Raw genomic sequence first — 21,623 nt, 5'->3', positions numbered from 1 at the left:
TAGAGATTATCGGTAACTAAGAAAAGGATGTTTCGAACGTGTCGCTATGACATGATAAATTCGGAACATCCTTTTTTCATATTGACTACTGTAGTGGACAGCAGAAGAAGCACATTTTTTGACAGATAGGAATTTAAAAAATTCCTATCTGCATAAGTGCAACTAAGGCTTTACCTGCGCCAGAGGCTTGGTAAAACCAAGTTTTCTAATCTGCGAACTCGTTAAGATCCAACAAGGATGCTGAGGCTGTCCGCTACACAACAAAGAGTGCGGAAAGTGCAAAAAGTTGCGGATGCTACGTAGTAATCTCATGGATTGCACTTTTTATTCCGCACTCTTCGCTGTGTAGCTAGGTAGGACCTTAAATAGTTCTGGACAAAAAATGTGCTTCTTCTGCTAACGGCTTCAGTGTAAAAACAAAAACCAACAGCCAGTAAAAACCAGCTTCTCTTTTCACACAGAGCGTCTTGGCGAAGCCCGACTTAGCGGAGCGCTGTTCATCGGGATAAAGAAGCGAAAGCCAGCAAGTCTTACAGTGAATAAATCGTTTTGAAGCTTCCTAGGGTGAATAGTGCGGAGCGGACAGTTTACCCTCTTTGCGGGGCGAAGACTTTTAGCGAAGGGTGAAAAGAGAAGCTGGTTTTCCCCACTAAAGTATGAAGTTATAATCCTAGGTTATAGTAGTTACAACTATTATGTATTATACAAATTCGATCAACCACGTTAAACTTTAATCATAAAGAGATTAGGCCTAAGAAAAAATTAAAGCGCATACAAACGGGTGATTCAAGGTAAGTACTTACCAATACCTGCTCTTTTGATCTACCAGTAGCAGATAAAGCAATTTTTTTCTGAACGTTTGTGAAAAAAAGAACAATATTTATAAGATACGAAATATTCAGTTAATAATTGGAGTGAAAAATATGAAGCGTTTAGAAGGTAAAGTGGTTGTTGTTACGGGAGGAGCACAAGGACTAGGCAAAGAAATGTGCGAGCTCTTTATGGAAGAAGGAGCGAAAATCGTCTATTCCGTTGATTTAAGAAAGGGCGATTACACGGGAGAAAACGTAAGACATATCGAGTTAAATGTGACAAAAACCGATGAAATCCAAAGCTTTGTTCAGTCGGTAAAAGAAGAAATGGGTCAAATAGATGTGTTAGTGAATAATGCAGGAATTACAAAGGACGCATTGATTCAAAAAATGGATGAGGAGAGTTGGGATAGGGTTATTGATATCAATTTAAAAGGTGTTTTTAACATTACGAAAGCAGTAGCTCCTATCATGATGGAAAACGGAAAAGGATCAATTATTAACATCTCTTCTATTGTTGGTCTTAACGGAAATGTAGGACAAACCAACTACGCGGCAACGAAAGCTGGAGTAATTGGAATGACATATACATGGGCAAAAGAATTTACGCGAAAAGGTGCTGCCGTTCGTACAAATGCTATTGCACCGGGATTTATTGAGACTGACATGATGAAAACGATTCCGGAAAAAGTGTTGCAGCCTTTACGTGATCAGACACCATTAAAGCGTTTAGGGAAACCAAGGGAAATCGCAAATGCGGCTTTATTCTTAGCAAGTGAAGAATCAAGCTTCGTAAATGGACATGTGCTTTCCGTTAATGGCGGATTGCGTTTATAAGGACGAGTATGACGAGTCTCATTACTTACTAATGCTAGATTAAGGGAGATAGAAACATGTCGAAGGTATATATTGTTGATGCAAAAAGGAGTCCGATCGGCAAATTTTTAGGAACTCTTTCATCAGTGAGTCCAAGTGAGTTAGCTGCTCAAGTCATCAAAAAAGTGATCAAAGATAATAAGATTGACGTAGCCAAAATAGATGAAGTTATTTTAGGTAATGTTTTATCTGCGGGACATGGTCAAAACATAGCTAGACAGGCAAGTATGAAGGCTGGAATTCCAGAAGCAGTACCAGCCTATCTTCTCAACATGGTATGTGGCAGTGGCATGAAATCGGTTATGACTGCTTACAACAACATCAAAGCAAAAAGTGCTGACCTGATGCTGGTGGGTGGTGTAGAGGTTATGTCACAGACAGCATTTACGGTTTCACATAAAGTACGTTCAGGGATAAAAATGGGCAGTTCAAATCTCGAAGATACAATCATCTCAGATGGATTAACTGATGCTTTCCATCACTATCATATGGGAATAACAGCAGAGAACATTGCGGAGAAATTGCAGATTACAAGAGAAGATCAAGATAAAGTAGCAATTCAATCTCAAGAACGCGCCATTCAGGCGAATGATAGTGGACGCTTTGAAAGTGAGATTGTCGCGATTGAAGTAAAAGACCGCAAAAAAAATACCATCTTGTTCACGAAAGATGAATATCCAAACTATACGACTACATTGGAGAAATTAGCCTCATTAAAACCAGCTTTTAAGCAAAACGGAACTGTAACAGCGGGTAACGCTTCTGGAATTAATGATGGAGCAGCGATTCTCTTGATTGCATCAGAAGAGGCTGTTGAACAGTATGGGTTAACACCAATGGCAGAAATCGTGGCAATTGGACAGGGAGGAGTAGATCCAGAGATTATGGGTCTAGGACCTGTTAAAGCAATTGAAAATGTATTGGCAAAAACAGATTTGAAGCTAGAAGATATGGAGCTAATGGAGTTGAATGAAGCATTTGCAGCTCAAGCGTTAGGCGTTATGCATGAGTTGAAGCGAATCTATCAGCTTTCAGATGAATGGTTACAATCACGTGTGAATGTGAACGGTGGAGCGATTGCCTTAGGTCATCCATTAGGTGCTTCAGGTGCACGGATTATGACTACCTTACTTCATGAAATGAAAAAACAAGATGTTCAATTTGGACTCGCTTCACTTTGTATTGGTGGAGGAATGGGGACAGCGGTCATTGTAAAATCTGTTTAAGTGAAATGAAGGGAGAGTTCTAGATGGCAATTGAGACGCGTAATCAGATACATTCTCCTATTCAGATTGGAGATAAGGCTTCTTTTACAAAAACGATTACGGAGTTCGATGTATATTCTTTTGCTGGGATTGTGGGTGATTTTAATCCTGCTCACATAAATGAAGAGTATGCAAAACAAACTCAATTTACGAAGAGAATTGCTCATGGGATGATAGGGGCAGGCTTACTATCAACAACCTTGGGGACAAAGTTACCTGGTCCTGGAACCATTTACTTAAGTCAAGAAGTGGTTTTTCGTAAACCGATTTATTTCCAGGATACGATCACGGCAGAAGTTGAAGTTATAGAAATGGTGGACAAAGGTAAATTTACGATCGCAACGATGAAGACAAGTTGTTATAACCAAAATGGTGAACTTATCATTGAAGGTTCGGCAAAAGTCATACCCCAGAAGGAGAACTACCAAAGATGATTATTGAAGCAAAATTATCGGGCAATGTTGCACGAGCTGCCCATCCACTAGGATGTCAAGCTGATGTAATGAGCCAAATCCAATATGTAAAAGAGCAAGGCAAATTTGAAGGGCCCAAAAAAGTGTTAATTCTAGGGGCATCATCTAGTTACGGTCTCGCTTCTCGCATTTCATTAGCATTTGGTGCTCAAGCTGATACAATCGGTGTCTCTTTTGAAAGAGGAATCGCCAGTGAAGATAAGCTAGCTACTGCCGGTTGGTGGAATAATATCTTTTTTAAGGAAGCAGCCGAAAAAGAAGGATTGATTGCTAAGAATTTTATCGGTGATGCCTTTACAAATGAAATGAAAGACCAAGTGATTCAATATATTAAAGACGAATTTGGTGGAAAAATTGATTTGTTGGTATACAGCTTAGCAGCACCACGTCGTAATGATCCACAAACAGGTGAAATGCATGCCTCTGTCATTAAACCGATTGGAGAAAAAGTGAAGGGATACAGTATCAATATCGAAAAAGAAGAGTTATTCGAGCAAACAGTAGAGCAAGCGAGCGATAAAGAAATACTTGATACGATTAATGTAATGGGCGGAGAAGATTGGAAGTTATGGATTGATGCCCTAGCAGAAGCTGATGCCCTCAGTGAAGGATGTAAGACTACACTATACTCCTATTTCGGTCCTGACGTAACAAAACCATTCTATGGAGATGGAACACTGGGACAAGCCAAGCGTCATGCTGAAGAAACATCAAAAGAAATTAATAGATTGCTACAGGATAAAGTACAAGGTGAATCTGTTATTTGTGTAAGTAAAGCTGTAACAACAAAAGCGAGTGCGGTAATTCCGATCTTTCCAGTGTACGCTTGTGCGCTATATAAGGTTATGCGTAATAAAGGGATACACGAAACACCAATTATGCATAAGCTACGATTTTTCAAAGATATGCTTTATGGAAACCAACGTGAGTATGATCAGCTGGGTCGCTTACGTCCAGACTCTTGGGAATTGCGAGAAGAGATTCAAGCGGAAGTAAAAGAAATCATGAATAAGGTAACTCCTGATAATTTCAAAGAATTAACTGATTTCGCTCTATTTAAAAAGGAATTCTTACAATTGAATGGGTTTGATATAGAAGATGTTGATTACCGCGATGATGTAGATATTGAAAAGTTAAAAAGCTTACAACCGTAATGAAGAAGGTGAAAAAAAATGAAGGATAACCCTAAATTTATTAACGCTCGCGAAGCAGCGAATTTAATTACAGATCAATCTACGATTGGCGTAGGTGGTTTTATTGGTACAGGTGTAGCGGAAGAAATTCATATGGAAATCGAAAAAAGATTTCTGGAAACGGCTTCTCCAAGAGATCTAACACTCTTATATGCTGCTGGAATAGGTGATGGAAACGGTGGTTCAAAAGGATTGAACCATTATGCACATGAGGGATTGCTTAAGCGAGTAATAGGTGGGCACTGGGGGATGGCCCCTCAGTTAACGCCACTTGTTATTGAGAATAAGATTGAAGCTTATAATTTGCCACAAGGTGTAATCTGTCAACTGTTTCGCGAAGGGGCGGCAGGTCATCCACGATTAGTTACCCATGTTGGATTAGGAACATTTGTTGATCCTGATTTAGAAGGTGGGAAGCTAAATGAAAAAACGACAGAAGATATTGTTGAAAAAGTGCATTTTGACGGCAAAGATTATCTAGCTTATAAAACTCATAAAATTGACGTGGCTATTCTTAAAGGAACGGTAGCAGACGAAAAAGGTAATATTGCTCTTGAAAAAGAGCCGTTAACTTTAGCTGTTCTGTCGCTCGCAACAAGTGCAAAAAATAATGGTGGTAAAGTTATTGTACAAGTTGAAAAAGTAGTAAAAAATACAACATTAGATCCGAAAGATGTAAAAATTCCACATGTACTGGTGGATGCGATTGTTGTGGTCAATGATATAAAAAACCATATGCAGACATTTGGTACACAATTTAATGAAACATTTATTAAGAGCGATATTATTGTCAATAAAAGCCAAGAGCCATATCCATTAAATGATAGAAAAATTATCGCAAGACGTTGTGCTTTAAGTTTAGATCAATCTATGAAAGTGATTAACTATGGAATTGGTATCCCAGAAGTTATCGCCAATGTCCTATTTGAAGAAAAACAAGAAGATTATTTTACGCCAACAATTGAACCTGGGGTATTTGGTGGAACACCCGCTGGAGGACTTGATTTTGGTTGTTCCATAAGCCCTGATGCCATTATTGATGAAGCATATATGTTTGACTTTTATGATGGGGGAGGGTTAGACGCAGCGTTTTTAGGATTGGCGCAATGTGATCAGCACGGAAATGTAAACGTTTCCAAGTTTGGTCCAAAAATTGCGGGTTGCGGTGGTTTTATTAACATCACTCAGAATGCGAAGATGTTAGTCTTTTGTGGAACGTTTACAGCAGGAGGATTAATTACAAAAGTGGAGGATGGTAAGTTAGTCATTGTTCAAGAGGGTAAAGTGAAAAAGTTCATGCAAAATGTGGAGCAAATCACTTTTAGTGGTGATGTTGCTAGACAAAATGAAAAACAAGTATTGTACGTTACAGAGCGGGCTGTGTTTGCATTAAACCAAGAAGGATTAACTTTGATAGAAATTGCTCCAGGAATCGATTTACAAAAAGATATACTGAATCAGATGAACTTTATGCCAATAATTGCAGATGACCTTGCATTGATGAATGCAGCAATTTATAAAGAAGGACCAATGAATTTGAAGATTAAGTAGAAGAAGTAGTGTTTGTCTACAATTTAATAAATGGAGGTTCATAATATGAGCGAAGTTACACAAAAACCGGGTTTTAGAGCCTATATGATTGAAACAATTATGTTCTTCTCTTACGCGTTTTTCGCAGTTAGCTGGATTGCAGGTACAACCCTAACTCCGCAAATCATGGAATATTTTGATTTAACTAGTTTCTCATCAGCTACTTTTATCTCAAATGCGATTACGATTGCTAAAATTATAGGTAATTTACTTGCTGCTTGGTTTTTAATTAAATTACAACCGAAAAAAGCAATTATCTTTGCATCAGTACTAATTGTAATTGGGAGTGGTTTAGGTGCTTTCGTAACAGATTATTGGATGTTTGTTGCTGCCCGATTTATTATGGGCTTCGGTGGAGCATTGTTTGTAGTTTATTTTGGACCTATTGTTATTCGATACTTTGATCAATCACGTAGAGCAACAATAAATGGTATTAACGCAGCAGCCTATAATATTGGTAGTATTATTGCTATGGTAATTGTAACTCCTGTCATAACTTGGTTAGTTACATGGCAAAATAGTATTTTATTCTTTGCCGGATGTAGTTTAGTACTACTAATTTTGTGGATGATTTTTGGAGAAGATTTCGAGTTAAATGCACCAGTAAATACAAAGGCTACAACTACAGAAACATATACATTCAAAGAGGGACTAAAAGATAAGTTTAACTATATTTTCCCTTTCACATATGCTGGTCTACTATTATTGTATATTGTAATCTTAACTATTTTCCCAGTTTCAAATAGTGCAGCAGTTGATCCGAAAGTGCTAAGTACAGTAGTGGCTCTATCAGGTGTAGTTGGAGCAGTGGCGGGTATTGCAGTGGTAAAAAAGGTAGCAAAGCGTTTGCCTGTTGTCCGTTGGGCAGGCTTACTAATGACTGCTTCTGCTTTAGGAATGGTTATGACATCTTCTGGAACAATGGCATTGATTTTTGCAGCTTGCGTCGGTTTCCTTATGTTCTTACCGATGACAGCTTTAGTAACAATTCCGCAAGAATTACCTAATATGACCCCAAGTAAATTAACGCTCATCATGGGATTCTTTTGGTCATTTGCGTATCTCTTTGAAACAATCGCCTATTACTTCATCGGAGTAGTTATCGATACAGCAGGTTTTAAAATGGGATTATACATCTCAATCGCCTTAAGCTTATCATTCTTTATTGGCTCATTCTTATTACCTGAGACAGGGAAAAAGAACGAAGTCACTAATTAAAAATAAATAGGGGGAATAAGTGATGGATATGAATCATGTGAAAAAACAGCAGTTTACTATTGATCGTTTTACATTGGAAAATGGTAAAACAATCCCTGTAACGTTAGGATATGAAACATATGGGGAACTAAATGAAGATAAGTCCAATGTCATTTTAGTAGCTCATTATTTCAGTGCATCAAGTCATGCTGCTGGTAAGTATTCACCTGAGGATGCCGCTTCCGGTTACTGGGATGGATTAATTGGACCAGGTAAAGCTGTTGATACGAATAAATTCTTTGTCATTAGTACAGATAATCTAGCGAATGTACAGTTCAAAAATCCTAATGTAATTACAACCGGACCAAGAACGATCAACCCTGAAACAGGTAAAATATGGGGTATGAATTTCCCGGCATTCACCTTTAAAGATATAGCTGATATCCAACATGAATTTTTAACGAAACAACTAGGTATCGATAAATTATATGCGGTTATGGGCGCATCAGCTGGTGGTTTTATTTCACTTAATTGGGCAGTTTCCTATCCTGAAATGGTTGAACGTGTGATTGGGGTTATTACAAATCCACAGAACCCAGTGATTACTTCATTTAACGTGCTACAGCACGCAATGAGAGCGATCGCATTAGATCCAAATTGGAACGATGGTAATTATGAAGAGGGAAATGAACCAACGGAAGGGCTATACTTAGCTGTTCAAATGATGAATGCAGGTGCATTTACACCTGAGTTGTATGAAGAGACATATAAACGTGATAGTAAAGAGAATGATTCGTATCAAAATATTCAGCTGAAAACATCGTACGAGCAACAATTATATGATGCTATTAAAGCAGGATCAGCAACAATCGATGCGAGTCATTGGTACTATACATGCCGCGCAACCATGATGCACGATCTAGCGCGTAATCAAGAATCATTAGAGGCAGCATTAGAGAAAATTAAATCACGTGTACTAATGGTTTCATGTAATCGTGATTTGTTACAGCCTACCATTTATAACCGTCAAATGATAGAAATAATGAAGAAACAAGGGAAGCAAGCAGAACTTTATGAGTTTGAAAGTGTAAAAGGGCATATGGGTGGTGTACTTGATACACATTTATTTAGTGATAAAGTAGAAGAGTTTTTACGTTAACATTCTTTAGTTTCTCGGTTCTCGTAATGTGAGAAAAAGTTAATTCTATTAAAGTAGCTCTTCCTGTTCATGATATAACTCACAAAAAAAGCTGTCGGATTATCACCATGATAACGTGATTCCGACAGCTATTTTCTTATTCACTACTGTAGTGGGCATGCAGAAGAAGCACATTTTTTGTCTGCGAACTCGTTAAGGTCCCGCAAGGGAGCGGAAACTGTCCGCTACTGGGCAAAGAGTGCGGAAAGTGCAAAAAGGAGAGATGCTACGCAGTGTCTCATGGGTTGCACTTTTTAATCCGCTCTCTTTGCACAGTAGCTAGGAAGGACCTTAAATAGTTCTGGACAAAAAATGTGCTTCTTCTGCAAACGGCTGCACTGGAAAGAAAAAACTCAAACAAAACCAACAGAATGAAAAACCAGCTTCTCTTTTCACACGGAGCGCCTTGGCGAAGCCCGACCTAGCGGAGCATTATTCATCGGGAGAAAGAAGCGAACCCCAGCAAGTCTTACAGTGAAGACTTCGTTATGAGCTTCCCCGATGGAGAATGTGGAGCGGACAGTCTAACCCACAGCGGGGCGAAGACTCTAAGCGACGGGTGAAAAGAGAATCTGGTTTTCTCCACTATGGCAGGAAGAAAACCAGATTCTTTTTCTTTTGTTATACGAGGTTCTCCGGATTCAATCCTTGCAGTTCAGGTAGAACGAAGATACCATCTTTACGAATCAACACATCGTCAAACCAGATTTCTCCGCCGCCGTATTCAGGACGTTGGATTTGAACGAGATCCCAGTGGATAGCAGAGCGGTTGCCGTTGTCTGCGATATCGTAGGCATTACCAGGTGTGAAGTGGAAACTGCCAGCGATTTTTTCATCAAACAGGATATCGCCCATTGGATGCAAGATGTGTGGGTTAAAGCCAATCGCAAACTCACCGATATGACGTGCACCTTCATCTGTATCAAGGATGCTGTTAAGCAATTGGGTATTATTGCTTGTAGCTTCCACGATTTTACCTTGTTTAAACGTAAATTGAATATCAGTGAAAGTAGTGCTGTTGTAATTGGTTTTAGCGTTGTAATAAATAGTACCTTCTACGGAGTCACGTACAGGTGAGGTGTAGCATTCACCATCTGGAATATTACGCTCGCCATCACATTTGATTGCAGGAATCCCTTTAATCGAGAAGCGAAGATCGGTTTTTGGTCCTACGATGCGTACACGATCCGTTTTATTCATTAATTCAACGAGAGGGTCCATCGCTCTCGACATTTTTGCATAGTCCAGGTTACAAACGGAGAAATAAAAATCCTCAAAGCCTTCCAGACTCATGTTAGCTGCTTGTGCCATCGCCTTGTTTGGATAGCGAAGAACAACCCAACGCTTGTTAGGAACACGTTCTTTCAGATGTACCGGGCTGTAATAATAACGAGATTGCATGGTCAATTTCTCTTCAGGAATATCGCTGTATTCATTCACATTCTCGTAAGCACGGATAGCAATATAGGCATCCATATCTTTCATACGATCCAGTTCATGTTTGGCAAACAGTTCCATGTGCTCCTTGCTAGTTCCCATGATAAGAGAACGCATGATTTCCTGATCTTTGATAGTTACGACTGGCAGAGCACCAACTTCAAATGATTCACGAACCAGCGCTTTTACCATCATTGGTTGCAGACCGATGTTTTCAATCAGTACTTTTTCTCCTGCCTGCAAGTTAAGGGAATACCGAATTAAGTTTCTAGCCAATTCATTAATGCGTGGATCCATACCTAAACACCTCTTTTTTATGTATGTTGCTAGTTTTGCCCGCTTTATTTACTGTATCAGAAAGTATAAACTGCGGAGTTTCACTTCCTGATACGCATGAAAAACATCCACTAAGGAAGAACCAGCTTCTTCGAAAGGACTTCGATAGAAGTTTTTTTAATAACAGCCTTCGTAGATGGCGAGCACATCTTCTACAGTCATATTACGAGAACTAGGAATGCAGTCTTTTCCTCCACCAGTCCGAACTGCTTCTTTGGCTACTTCAAATAAATCCTCACGAACAATACCAAAGTCAGACAGTCGCTCGGTGATACCCATTTCCTGATACCAGTTGGATACCGCTACTATAGTGGCTTTCGCCGCATCTACATCATTTTCCTCTACTACTCCGAAACATAAGCGCCCCATACGTGCTAGTCGTTCAGGTCGATCCTGCATCACAACTTGTTCAAAGTAAGGCAAGGATAATAGTGCCAAACCTCTGCCGTGAGCGATATCGTAACGACCGCTTAACGGATGCTCCACCTTGTGAAGTGGATAGCCTGCATTACGACCAGCTCTGGAAAAAGGAGAGATTCCAAGCGTACTGGCAAAAAGCAGCGTTGATCTTGCTTCTTCATTATTCGGTTCACGAATCGCTTGCACAGAGAATTGAACGACCTGACGAATCAATGATTCTACGATTCCATCCTGAACATGTACATCATTTGGACCTACCAGATATTCTTCAAATAGATGGGAAAAGATATCCGCAGATGATTCTGCCGTTACCCTTGCAGGGATGGTATAGGTGATAGCTGGATCAAGGATTGCCACTTTTGGATAAAGAGCAGGTCCGGTGAACGAACTCTTTTCATGAGATTCCCAGTGAGTAAGTACAGTTGTATGATTCGATTCAGAACCAGTTGCGGCAACAGTTGGAATCGCCATTAAAGGAAGTGCTTCATTGACAGGAACCAGCTCTTTCGCTGTTCCAGCAGGATTACCGCGCATGTAATCATAGCTTGGACGTCCAGAGAGGGCTACTGTTGCAATTGCTTTGGACGCATCCATAGCTGACCCTCCACCAAGAGCAATGATAAAGTCACATCCGGATTCACGTGCCAGTTTACCACCTGCATCAACAGTGCTTGTTCGCGGATTTGGTTCTACCTGATCAAACAAGACAAAGGGAATGCTCGCTTCCTGAAGAAGCTGTTCCACTTTTGCTAGCAGTCCTGTTGCTTTGGCAGATTTTCCTCCGGTAACCAGTAAAGCTTTTGTCCCCATTTTCTGTGCTTCCGTACCAACACGCCTTAGTTCGCCTACTCCAAAATAAATATGCGTCGGAAAATAGACTTCAAATGGATACATTATACGTTTCGCCTCTTTCTCAATTATGTATATTTCTCCAGCTGACTAGCTAATGGTTTTCCCTATTAAAGATGCAGTGGTGCCCGAAAATACGTAAACGACACTGGTATCTTAATTGTATCACAATGAAGTTTTTGCTTTAAGTTGTCCTTAGATATGACCAAAACACGAACGATTGTCGAATTTGCGATGTGTAATATTCGTTGAATATCATCTCTATTTATGTTTTAATCAAATTGAAGAGTGATTATTGACTAAAACACGCATGAAGCTTTCAACTAGGAGGAGATTGTTCTTGGAAAAGCGCGAACAGCTGTATGAAGGAAAGGCTAAACGAGTCTTTTGTACATCAGATCCGAATGTGTATTGGGTAAGTTATAAAGATGATGCCACTGCATTTAACGGTGAGAAAAAAGGCACGATCGTAGGAAAAGGTAAGATGAACAATCAAATCAGTGCAATTTTATTTACGGCTCTTCAGGAAAAAGGCATCCCCAATCATTTTATTCAATTGCTTTCCGATTCAGAGCAATTGGTCAAAAAGGTTCAAATTATCCCATTGGAAGTTGTTGTGCGAAATATTACTGCTGGTTCTCTTGCCAAGCGTTTAGGTTGGGAAGAAGGAGTAGAATTGCAAAAACCTGTTATTGAGTATTATTACAAGGATGATGAACTAGGCGATCCACTGATCAACAATGATCATATTGAATTGCTTCAGGTGGCTAGCGCTGAAGAGCTCGTAACAATCAGAGAGATTGCGCTCGCTGTTAATGATTTTCTTGTTGCATATATGAAAGAACGTAATGTGCTAGTCGTAGATTTTAAACTGGAATTCGGACGTACGCCGGAGGGTGAAGTGTTGTTGGCAGATGAGATTTCACCGGATACGTGCCGCTACTGGGATGCAAGTACGAAAGAGAAGCTAGACAAAGACCGCTTCCGCCGTGATTTAGGTAATGTAGAAGATGCTTATATGGAAATGCTGAGACGACTGGGAGGAGAAATACATGTGTAAGGCAATTGTTTATGTAACACTTCGCGAGAGTGTACTTGATCCACAAGGACATGCTGTACAGGGAGCACTTCATTCTTTAGGGTTTAATGGCATAAAAGATGCACGTATCGGTAAATATATTGAACTGACTCTGGATACGGCTGATCGTGCTGAAGCTAGTGCTCAGGTAAAAGAAATGTGTGAAAAACTGCTTGCCAATACAGTGATTGAAAATTATCGCTTTGAACTGGTGGAGGAATAATCATGCGAGTAGCGGTTATCGTATTTCCAGGATCGAATGCAGATGTAGATATGTATAATGCTGTTGAAGATTGCATGGACGTTCCTGTTGATTACGTGTGGCATAACGAAACAGACTTGTCAGAGTATGAAGTAATTCTAATTCCAGGTGGCTTTTCATACGGTGATTACTTACGTTGTGGAGCAGTTGCCCGTTTTTCACCGATTATGGAGGCGGTAAAAAAAGCAGCTGAAGAAGGAAAGCTGGTTATGGGTGTATGCAATGGTTTCCAAATTCTTTTAGAATCCGGGCTTCTCCCAGGTGCCATGCTGCGCAACACTTCTCTTACTTATCGTTGTAAGCTATCTAGCCTGAAGGTTGCTAACAGTGAGACCCCTTTTACAAATGCGTATGAGCAGGACGAGGTAATCCAAATCCCGATTGCTCACGGAGAAGGTAACTACTACTGCGAGGAAGAGACATTAGCGCGTCTAACAGCCAATAATCAGATTGTATTCCGTTATGAAGGAGAGAATCCGAATGGCTCCCTTGATAATATTGCCGGTATTACAAATGAACGCGGAAATGTTCTAGGGATGATGCCTCACCCGGAACGCGCTGTACATGAGTGGATGACATCGGCGGATGGTCGTCGAATGTTTACCTCAATTATGACTGCATGGAGGGAAAAAAACGGTGTCACAACTTACGCATAATGAACCAACAGCTAACCGTATTAAAGAAGAGCGCCTCTATCGTGAATTAGGTCTCACCGATGAAGAGTATCAATTAGTACTCCGCCTTTTGGGAAAAGAGCCGAACTGGACGGAAATCGGTCTCTATAGCGTAATGTGGTCGGAGCATTGTTCTTATAAAAATTCCAAGCCTGTATTAAGACGTTTTCCTACAAATGGTCCTCGTGTTTTGCAAGGACCTGGTGAGGGAGCAGGGATTGTAGATATTGGTGATAACCAGGCTGTTGTATTTAAAATTGAAAGTCATAACCACCCATCTGCTATTGAGCCTTATCAAGGAGCTGCAACAGGTGTAGGTGGAATTATCCGCGATGTATTCTCGATGGGAGCACGCCCTGTAGCTTTGCTTAACTCCCTTCGTTTTGGTGAATTGGAGAAACCACGTGTTAACTATCTGTTCAAGCATGTCGTAGCTGGTATCGCAGGCTATGGTAACTGCATCGGTATTCCTACTGTGGGTGGAGAAGTCTGCTTTGATCCTACCTACGAAGGCAACCCACTTGTAAATGCCATGTGTGTAGGGTTAATCGATCATGACAAGATTCAAAAAGGGGTAGCAAAAGGTATCGGAAACCCGGTGATTTACGTAGGAGCAAGTACAGGGCGTGACGGTATTCATGGAGCGACCTTTGCCTCTGAAGAATTGAGTGAAGAATCGGAGAAGAAGCGTCCAGCTGTTCAGGTAGGAGATCCATTTATGGAAAAACTTCTTCTGGAAGCATGCCTAGAGCTAATTGAGACAGGCGCAGTCGCAGGTATTCAGGATATGGGAGCAGCAGGTCTTACATCTTCCAGTGCAGAGATGGCTTCCAAGGCTGGCAATGGTATTGAAATGAATCTGGATATGGTTCCACAGCGTGAAACAGGTATGAGCGCGTACGAAATGATGCTTTCTGAGTCACAAGAACGGATGCTAGTTGTAGTTGAAAAAGGTAGAGAAGCAGAAGTAAAAGCAATTTTTGATAAATGGGGACTATACTCTGCAGAGATTGGTCATGTAACCGATGATGGCATGCTGCGCTTGATTCACCACGGTGAGGTAGTAGCGAACGTGCCGGTAGATAGCCTTGCAGAGGATGCACCTGTCTATAACAAACCTTCTAGCGTGCCAGCTTATTATGAAAATAATGCATTGGTAGATACGACTAATCTTCCAGTACCACAAGATTATAACAAGACCCTTGCTTCTCTGCTCGCACAACCAACAATTGCGAATAAAGCTTGGGTATATGAGCAATATGATCATATCGTTCGTGCTTCTACAGCGGTAACTCCTGGTTCAGATGCTGCTGTTGTCATGATTCGTGGCACACGTAAGGCGTTAGCGATGAGCACAGATTGTAATGGTCGTTATGTATATCTGGACCCAGAAGTGGGTGGTGCAATAGCAGTAGCGGAATCAGCTCGTAACGTAGTTTGTTCGGGTGCTGAGCCACTCGCTATCACAGACTGTCTAAACTTTGGTAATCCGGAAAAACCAGAAGTGTTCTGGCAGTTCGAAAAAGCAGTAGACGGAATGAGCGCAGCTTGTCGTGCGCTTGAAACGCCTGTCATTGGCGGAAACGTTTCCTTATATAATGAACGAAGCGGCGAAGCGATCTATCCTACACCAGTGGTAGGTATGGTTGGTCTGATTACGGACGTAGATCATATCACTACGCAGGATTTCAAGGCAGAAGGAGACGCTATCATCCTTCTTGGCGATACGTATGCTGAGTTAGGTGGTAGTGAATATCAGAAGCTGGTAAAAGGAAATATCTCTGGTCGTCCACCACAAATCGATGTAGAAAAAGAAGCAAGACTGCAAAAGGTGGTTCTGGCTGCGATCCGCAATGGATTGGTACAATCCGCACATGACTTGGCAGAAGGCGGTCTGGCTGTAGCGATTGCAGAAAGTTGCTTTGGCGTTGGGATCGGGGCAAGCATCGAGCTTACAGATGAGCTACGTGCCGATCTGTCCCTGTTCAGTGAATCGCAATCCCGCATCTTGCTAAGCGTAAAACCGGAGCAAGTTGCCAAGATAGTAGAAATGGCGAAAGAACTAAATATTGCTTGCCATAAGATTGGTCAAACAGAAGGAGATCATCTAAGCATTACACATAACGGACAAGAAATCATTACTGCACCACTTGCTACGTTGAAGTCAGCTTGGAAGGATGCGATACCATGTTTGATCCAATAATCTGGGATAAATTAAACGAAGAATGTGGTGTGTTCGGCATTTTCGATCATCAGGAGGCAGCCCCGCTTACGTATATGGGGCTGCACGCCCTGCAACACAGAGGGCAGGAGAGTGCTGGAATTTGTTCGTCTGATGGTGAAAAGTGGTATAAACATCGTGGTATGGGGCTGGTAAGTGAAGCTTTTGGTAAAGGGGAGTTAGGCAAGTTCCGTGGTCATGTTGCCATTGGTCATACCCGTTATACCACGCAAGGTTCAAGCAAAATTGAAAATGCCCAACCTTTATTTTTTAACTATGCAAACGGCAGCATGGCAGTGGCGCATAACGGAAACTTGGTTAATGCCAGCGTTATTCGCAAGGATTTGGAAAAGAAAGGTTCCATTTTTCATACGACAAGTGATACAGAAGTGATTGGACACCTGATTGCAAGGTCCCAAAGCGTAGATTTGGCTTCAGCTGTTAGTGATGCCTTGCAAGATATTAAAGGAGCGTATGCACTACTGGTGATGAATGAAAAAGAGTTAATCATCGCTCTTGATCCGAACGGTCTTCGCCCACTATCACTTGGCAGACTGGGAAATTCCATCGTGGTAGCCTCAGAAACCTGTGCCTTTGATATCGTAGGGGCAACCTACTGGCGTGAAGTGCTTCCAGGTGAATTGATCGTAGTTAATAAAGACGGCGTCCATTCTCGTTTTTTTGCAGAGAAAACAAAACGTGCACTTTGTTCGTTTGAATATATTTATTTCTCCCGACCAGACAGCGATATTGATCAGATCAATGTCCACATGGCTCGTAAGCGTATGGGTAAGCAACTTGCTTATGAGGCACCTGTCGATGGTGATGTGGTTATTGGGGTCCCTGATTCCAGTATTTCTGCGGCAATTGGTTTTGCTGAAGCGACCGGTATCCCATATGAAATTGGGTTTATCAAAAACCGCTACGTGGGACGAACGTTTATCCAGCCTTCCCAGGAATTACGCGAGCGCGGAGTTCATATGAAACTATCCGTGGTTCGTAAAATTGTGGAGGGAAAACGAGTCATCATGATCGATGATTCCATCGTACGTGGAACTACAAGCGGCAGAATCGTCAAAATGTTGCGAGATGCGGGGGCGACTGAGGTGCATGTCCGCATCAGTTCACCACCAGTTAAAAATCCTTGCTACTATGGGATTGATACCTCATCCTTTGATGAGCTTGTTGCGTCTTCCCGGACCGTTGATGAGATTTGTGAATTTATCGGCGCTGATACTCTACAATACCTCACTCCTGAGGGATTAATTAACGCAATCGGTCGGAAAGACAACTCTCCTGATCGTGGACATTGTCTAGCTTGCTTTACAGGTGATTATCCGACAGAAGTTAATTTTGAAGAAGCGTTACCTAGCTTGAAATGTTAGGAGGAGGATCTTAGGATGAGTCAGGCATACAAACAGGCAGGCGTTGATATCGCAGCAGGTAATGATGCGGTAGAGTTAATGAAAAAGCATGTAAAACGGACGATGCGCCCGGAAGTAATGAATGGATTGGGAGGCTTCGGTGCTTTGTTTCGTCTGGACATGTCCAAATATAAGCAACCTGTACTCGTTTCCGGAACGGATGGAGTAGGTACGAAATTAAAATTGGCTTTTATGATGGATCGTCATGATACAATCGGGATCGATGCAGTGGCAATGTGCGTAAACGATGTGGTTGTTCAAGGAGCAGAACCATTATTTTTCCTTGACTATCTCGCATGCGACAAGGTGATTCCTGAGAAAATTGAGGCCATTGTAAAAGGGATATCTGATGGATGCGAACAGGCAGGATGCGCCTTAATTGGTGGCGAAACAGCGGAAATGCCTGGGATGTACGCACAAGGTGAATATGACATTGCCGGATTTACCGTTGGTGCAGTAGAAGAATCCAAAATTATTGACGGACAAACTATTTCTTCTGGGGATGTCTTACTTGGAATTCCTTCAAGCGGAGTTCACAGCAATGGTTTTTCTTTGGTACGAAAAGTGTTGCTTCAAGACGCAGGCTACTCGCTTACTGAGCAGGTAGAAGAATTGGGGAAAGAACTAGGAGAAGAACTACTTATACCTACCAAGATATATGTGAAGACCATCCTTTCTCTCTTGAGCAAAATTGAGATAAAAGGAATGGCGCATATTACTGGCGGTGGTTTTACCGAAAACATTCCACGTATGCTACCTGATGGCATTGGCGCTCATATTAAACTGGGTAGTTGGCCTGTTCTTCCTATTTTTGAACTGTTACAAAAAGAAGGGAAGATCAGTCAGGAAGATATGTATCTGACCTTTAATATGGGTATTGGCATGGTCCTTGTAGTAAACGGGGAGGACGTCGATACTGCGTTAACTCACCTTGAAGAGCTGGGTGAAAAAGCATATAAAATTGGCTGGGTTGAAGAGGGCGAGAAAAAGGTGGTTTATCACGAGGGGGAAAAGCAATGAGAGTAGCCGTGTTTGCTTCCGGTAGTGGCTCCAATTTTGAGGCCATTGCAGAGGCATGCCGTACGAACATGCTTCCCGGTGTTGAGATTGCTCTAGTTGTCTGTGATAAACCTGATGCAAAGGTACTTACGAGAGCGGAGCGCCATCAAATTCCTACCTTTACGTTTAATCCAAAAGAGTACGCATCAAAGGAAGAATTTGAGACAGTTATTAAGAATGAACTAATGAAGCTGGATGTTTCATTAGTCGTTCTGGCAGGATATATGCGTCTGATTGGTTCGGTTTTACTTGAGGAATACGGTGGGCGAATGATTAATTTACATCCATCTTTGCTTCCGTCTTTTCCTGGTAAAGATGCAATTGGTCAAGCCATCCGATATGGTGTGAAGGTAACCGGTGTTACGGTTCATTACGTAGACGAAGGTATGGACACTGGTCCAATCATTGCGCAAGAACCCGTACTGGTAAGTGATACTGATACAGTGGAATCGCTAGGGCAACGCATCCATAGCGTTGAGCATCAGCTGCTGGTTGAAGTAATCAAACAGCTCTCTGCAACCACTGCTAGTGTATAAGATAGGACTAGTAATACGATAGAAAATCCATTTGTTTACATGAACGAACGCATTCCTTTGAGGGATGCGTTTTTTTGTAATTAGATTCCTACTGTAGTGGGGTGCAGAAGAAGCACATGTTTTGTCTGCGAACTCGTTAAGGTCCAGCAAGGGAGCGAATACTGTCCGCTACACAACAAAGAGTGCGGAAAGTACAAAAGGATGAAAATGCTACGCAGAGTCTCATGAGTTGCACTTTTTATTCCGCACTCTTCGCTGTGTAGCTAGGTAGGACTTGTATAGTTCTAGCTAAAAAATGTGCTTCTTCTGCTTACGGCTTCAGTGTAAAAACAAAAACCAACAGCCAGTAAAAACCAGCTTCTCTTTTCACACGGAGCGGACAGTCCTGACCCCTTGCGGGGCGAAGACTCCAAGCGAAGAGTGAAAAGAGAAGCTGGTTTTCTCCTCTAAGGTAGGAATAAGTTCTCCAAGAACCAGCCTTTGCAACCACTTTGATTGATGTTTCTCTATCCGCTCACTCTTTTCTCCATCTAGTCATAAAATAACGCAGGTGGGCACGATACAAGGAGGGAATAAAGAACAATGGGGCAAGACCTGATATCCAACCTACTCGGGAAGCTAAGTGAGAAAACAGGCAGAGAATGGAGCATTCACGATATCTACCGACTGGCACAAAAGATTCCCGAAGTAAACAGCAAAAACATTAATTCAGTACTTGATGAAATTACAGATATGGGGCTAACAGTGTCCAAAGAAGCACGAGATCAAGTGATGAGTAAAGTAAAAGCGAAAGATTATAACAGCATTAAAAATCAGGTGCTGAATCATCCGATTGAGCAGGACAATTCAAGTGCGAAGGAACATACAAGTCTAAAAGAAAAATCGGCTTCTCATGAAACACCAAAAAAACCAGCAAAATCTTTACCCCCTTCAGAACGAAAAACAGGAAACAAAAAGAAATCAGAAGGAGCACGAGTGTCGCTTCATGAAAAGAAACCTAAGAGTAAAAAAGAGCAGTTTTACGATAAAGTGAAGCGAATGAATCAAAAAAGATCGCGAAAACGGAATTCGATATAGTGATAACAATGAATAAGGATTAGTAAAAAGGAGCTGTCTCAAAAGTGGATTTTTCTACCCGATAAGACAGCTCCTTTTTGCCATTGATTCAATTATAAAGTATCCATAATTTCTGATAATTGTTCAGCAGAATTAGCAATATGGCTAACTGCTTGATTCATTTCTTCAATCACTCTGGAGAATGTGGCAAGCTCATCTTCAATCATGCTGCTCCGTTCTTTACTGGTAAGTACTGCATCGCTAATATTGGTAAAGAAACTGGTAATCTCACTCATGGATGAGGTTGAAGAAACGATTAAATCTTCTACTTTATCCAATAAGGACGATACCTGTGAGGTTTGAGAATGTGTCTTCTCTATCAGTTGCGTCACACCTGAAACGGATTTTTTTGTTTCTTCTGCCAATTTTCGCACTTCGTCGGCGACAACTGCAAACCCTCTGCCTTGCTCACCAGCACGCGCTGCCTCGATTGCTGCATTTAGTGCAAGCAGGTTTGTTTGTTCTGCAATTCCCGTAACAACGCTTACAATTCCCTTGATTCGTTCAGAAGTATCCTCAAGTGCCTTCATTTCTACAGAAATTTGTTGCATGCTCGATTGCAATTGGCTAATTTGCTGCAACTGTTCCTCTAGTTTTTGCGTCCCTTCATTAGATAGATTTTGAGCTGTCGTAGAATATTGGGTTCCTAGCTGAGCATGTATGACAAAATTAGCTGCCTGGGTACTTAGTTCTTCAACGCTGGCACTTGTCTCTTCTGAAATAGCTGCTAATTCCTGCGCTGAATTATTTACCTGCTGGCGAATACATTCTTTTTTCTCGGCCTCTTTTTCTTGTTCAAGATCAATTACATTCCGATAAGCATCCAGTACAAACTGTTGTTCAATATTTAATAATTTGGAAACAGATTTTACTGTTTCGTGGTAATCTTTAACATCTGGAAGGTACTGAAGGAAAACATCAAAAAGAGAGTTGCTGAGAGCTTGGAATGCACAGAGATACCATTTTGGTAAGAGCCCAATTCGCACATGTGCATGTGCAATTCGTAAGCGATCCTTAAAGAAGTCATCGTCGATAATTCCAGCAAACATTTGCAAGATATGAGTGCGAAGTGTTTTTTTCAATCGATCAATAGAACTGTGTGTTTCAATCATTACGATTAGCGAGTCTTCGTGTACTAGGTTTTTGTAAAATTGGTCAACAATCGTTTCGATATGTTTTTCAACCAAAGGCTGAACGGTCAAGGCAATAGATAAATCCTTTTCTGTAAGTTGAATCATGTCTAATTGCTTAACAATCGTAGAATTGTTTGATACTGATAATTTCACCTGATGTAGTACCAATTCTGGTTGAAAAGTAAAAGGTTTTGGTTTTTCCTTTATGTTAAACAAGGAAGCGAAAGGGTTGGCGCTCATATATTTCCCTCCAACATACTAATCATACATACAATTTTAATATAGATAGAGTGAAATAGATATATCATTTCAGACTAATTTGTATATTTTAAACACTCCCATTAATCTATTTCAATAAACTTTTTTTTCCTGAAAATAATATATAGAAAAATAAAGAGATGAATAAAATAAGACTAGGAGTGAAGCATAACATAAGGTAAAATTGCACAATAGAATGTGTCAGTAACAATAGAA

At 41.0% G+C, this 21,623-nt stretch carries 18 protein-coding genes; 15 read left to right on the top strand and 3 right to left on the bottom strand.

Annotation, left to right across the window (positions count from 1 at the left end; genetic code table 11):
* Positions 1–923: 923 nt before the first annotated feature.
* From fabG to LM917_RS11300, 7 genes are read left to right on the top strand one after another with little or no spacing between them, the layout of a single operon-like run.
* The gene (gene fabG, locus LM917_RS11330) at positions 924–1,649 is read left to right on the top strand and encodes a 3-oxoacyl-ACP reductase FabG (RefSeq protein ID WP_232697617.1); all 726 of its coding nucleotides are present in this window, start codon (positions 924–926) and stop codon (positions 1,647–1,649) included.
* A gap of 56 nt (positions 1,650–1,705) precedes the next feature.
* Positions 1,706–2,914, top strand: a complete 1,209-nt coding sequence (locus LM917_RS11325) for an acetyl-CoA C-acetyltransferase (RefSeq protein WP_232697616.1) — start codon at positions 1,706–1,708, stop codon at positions 2,912–2,914.
* 23 nt (positions 2,915–2,937) lie between these two features.
* Positions 2,938–3,387, top strand: a complete 450-nt coding sequence (locus LM917_RS11320; RefSeq protein WP_232697615.1) for a MaoC family dehydratase — start codon at positions 2,938–2,940, stop codon at positions 3,385–3,387.
* Positions 3,384–4,580 (top strand): enoyl-ACP reductase FabV, encoded by a 1,197-nt coding sequence (gene fabV / locus LM917_RS11315; protein ID WP_232697614.1) that lies wholly within the window; start codon positions 3,384–3,386, stop codon positions 4,578–4,580. Before LM917_RS11320 ends, fabV begins: the two co-directional genes overlap by 4 nt.
* Positions 4,581–4,598: 18 nt before the next feature.
* Positions 4,599–6,170, top strand: a complete 1,572-nt coding sequence (locus tag LM917_RS11310; protein WP_232697613.1) for an acyl CoA:acetate/3-ketoacid CoA transferase — start codon at positions 4,599–4,601, stop codon at positions 6,168–6,170.
* Positions 6,171–6,215: 45 nt separating this feature from the next.
* Positions 6,216–7,427 (top strand): MFS transporter, encoded by a 1,212-nt coding sequence (locus LM917_RS11305; RefSeq protein ID WP_232697612.1) that lies wholly within the window; start codon positions 6,216–6,218, stop codon positions 7,425–7,427.
* A 28-nt stretch (positions 7,428–7,455) separates the two neighbouring features.
* Positions 7,456–8,565 (top strand): alpha/beta fold hydrolase, encoded by a 1,110-nt coding sequence (locus LM917_RS11300; protein ID WP_232697626.1) that lies wholly within the window; start codon positions 7,456–7,458, stop codon positions 8,563–8,565.
* Positions 8,566–9,225: 660 nt separating this feature from the next.
* On the opposite strand, the gene LM917_RS11295 is transcribed toward LM917_RS11300, so the two are convergent.
* Both LM917_RS11295 and LM917_RS11290 read right to left on the bottom strand, forming a co-directional pair.
* On the bottom strand, positions 9,226–10,338 hold the full coding sequence (locus tag LM917_RS11295) for an aminopeptidase (RefSeq protein ID WP_232697611.1): 1,113 nt from the start codon (positions 10,336–10,338) through the stop codon (positions 9,226–9,228).
* Between the two features lie 156 nt (positions 10,339–10,494).
* Entirely contained in the window at positions 10,495–11,691 is a 1,197-nt protein-coding gene (locus tag LM917_RS11290) for an iron-containing alcohol dehydrogenase (protein ID WP_232697610.1), read from the bottom strand.
* A 295-nt stretch (positions 11,692–11,986) separates the two neighbouring features.
* On the opposite strand from LM917_RS11290, the gene purC reads away from it, so the two are divergent.
* From purC to LM917_RS11250, 8 genes are all read left to right on the top strand, one after another.
* Positions 11,987–12,706, top strand: coding sequence for a phosphoribosylaminoimidazolesuccinocarboxamide synthase (gene purC, locus LM917_RS11285; RefSeq protein WP_232697609.1), 720 nt, complete (start codon positions 11,987–11,989; stop codon positions 12,704–12,706).
* Positions 12,699–12,947: a phosphoribosylformylglycinamidine synthase subunit PurS gene (gene purS / locus LM917_RS11280; protein ID WP_232697608.1), complete on the top strand. Its 249-nt coding sequence runs from the start codon at positions 12,699–12,701 to the stop codon at positions 12,945–12,947. Before purC ends, purS begins: the two co-directional genes overlap by 8 nt.
* Before the next feature lie 2 nt (positions 12,948–12,949).
* Positions 12,950–13,642: a phosphoribosylformylglycinamidine synthase subunit PurQ gene (gene purQ / locus LM917_RS11275; protein WP_232697607.1), complete on the top strand. Its 693-nt coding sequence runs from the start codon at positions 12,950–12,952 to the stop codon at positions 13,640–13,642.
* On the top strand, positions 13,623–15,863 hold the full coding sequence (gene purL, locus LM917_RS11270) for a phosphoribosylformylglycinamidine synthase subunit PurL (RefSeq protein WP_232697606.1): 2,241 nt from the start codon (positions 13,623–13,625) through the stop codon (positions 15,861–15,863). The genes purQ and purL overlap by 20 nt, the downstream gene beginning before the upstream one ends.
* Positions 15,848–17,266 (top strand): amidophosphoribosyltransferase, encoded by a 1,419-nt coding sequence (gene purF, locus LM917_RS11265; protein ID WP_232697605.1) that lies wholly within the window; start codon positions 15,848–15,850, stop codon positions 17,264–17,266. Before purL ends, purF begins: the two co-directional genes overlap by 16 nt.
* Before the next feature lie 15 nt (positions 17,267–17,281).
* The gene (gene purM, locus LM917_RS11260) at positions 17,282–18,325 is read left to right on the top strand and encodes a phosphoribosylformylglycinamidine cyclo-ligase (protein WP_232697604.1); all 1,044 of its coding nucleotides are present in this window, start codon (positions 17,282–17,284) and stop codon (positions 18,323–18,325) included.
* Positions 18,322–18,900, top strand: a complete 579-nt coding sequence (gene purN / locus LM917_RS11255; protein WP_232697603.1) for a phosphoribosylglycinamide formyltransferase — start codon at positions 18,322–18,324, stop codon at positions 18,898–18,900. The genes purM and purN overlap by 4 nt, the downstream gene beginning before the upstream one ends.
* Positions 18,901–19,482: 582 nt before the next feature.
* Positions 19,483–19,977: a hypothetical protein gene (locus LM917_RS11250; RefSeq protein ID WP_232697602.1), complete on the top strand. Its 495-nt coding sequence runs from the start codon at positions 19,483–19,485 to the stop codon at positions 19,975–19,977.
* Positions 19,978–20,069: 92 nt separating this feature from the next.
* Here LM917_RS11250 and LM917_RS11245 read toward each other — a convergent pair whose 3' ends face one another.
* Positions 20,070–21,389, bottom strand: a complete 1,320-nt coding sequence (locus LM917_RS11245; protein WP_232697601.1) for a globin-coupled sensor protein — start codon at positions 21,387–21,389, stop codon at positions 20,070–20,072.
* Between the last annotated feature and the right edge of the window lie 234 nt (positions 21,390–21,623).

This window comes from Brevibacillus daliensis (assembly GCF_021245735.1).
Lineage (GTDB): Bacteria > Bacillota > Bacilli > Brevibacillales > Brevibacillaceae > Brevibacillus_B > Brevibacillus_B daliensis.
Note: the sequence above shows the minus strand (reverse complement) of the source record. Positions and strands in the feature narration are given on the sequence as shown.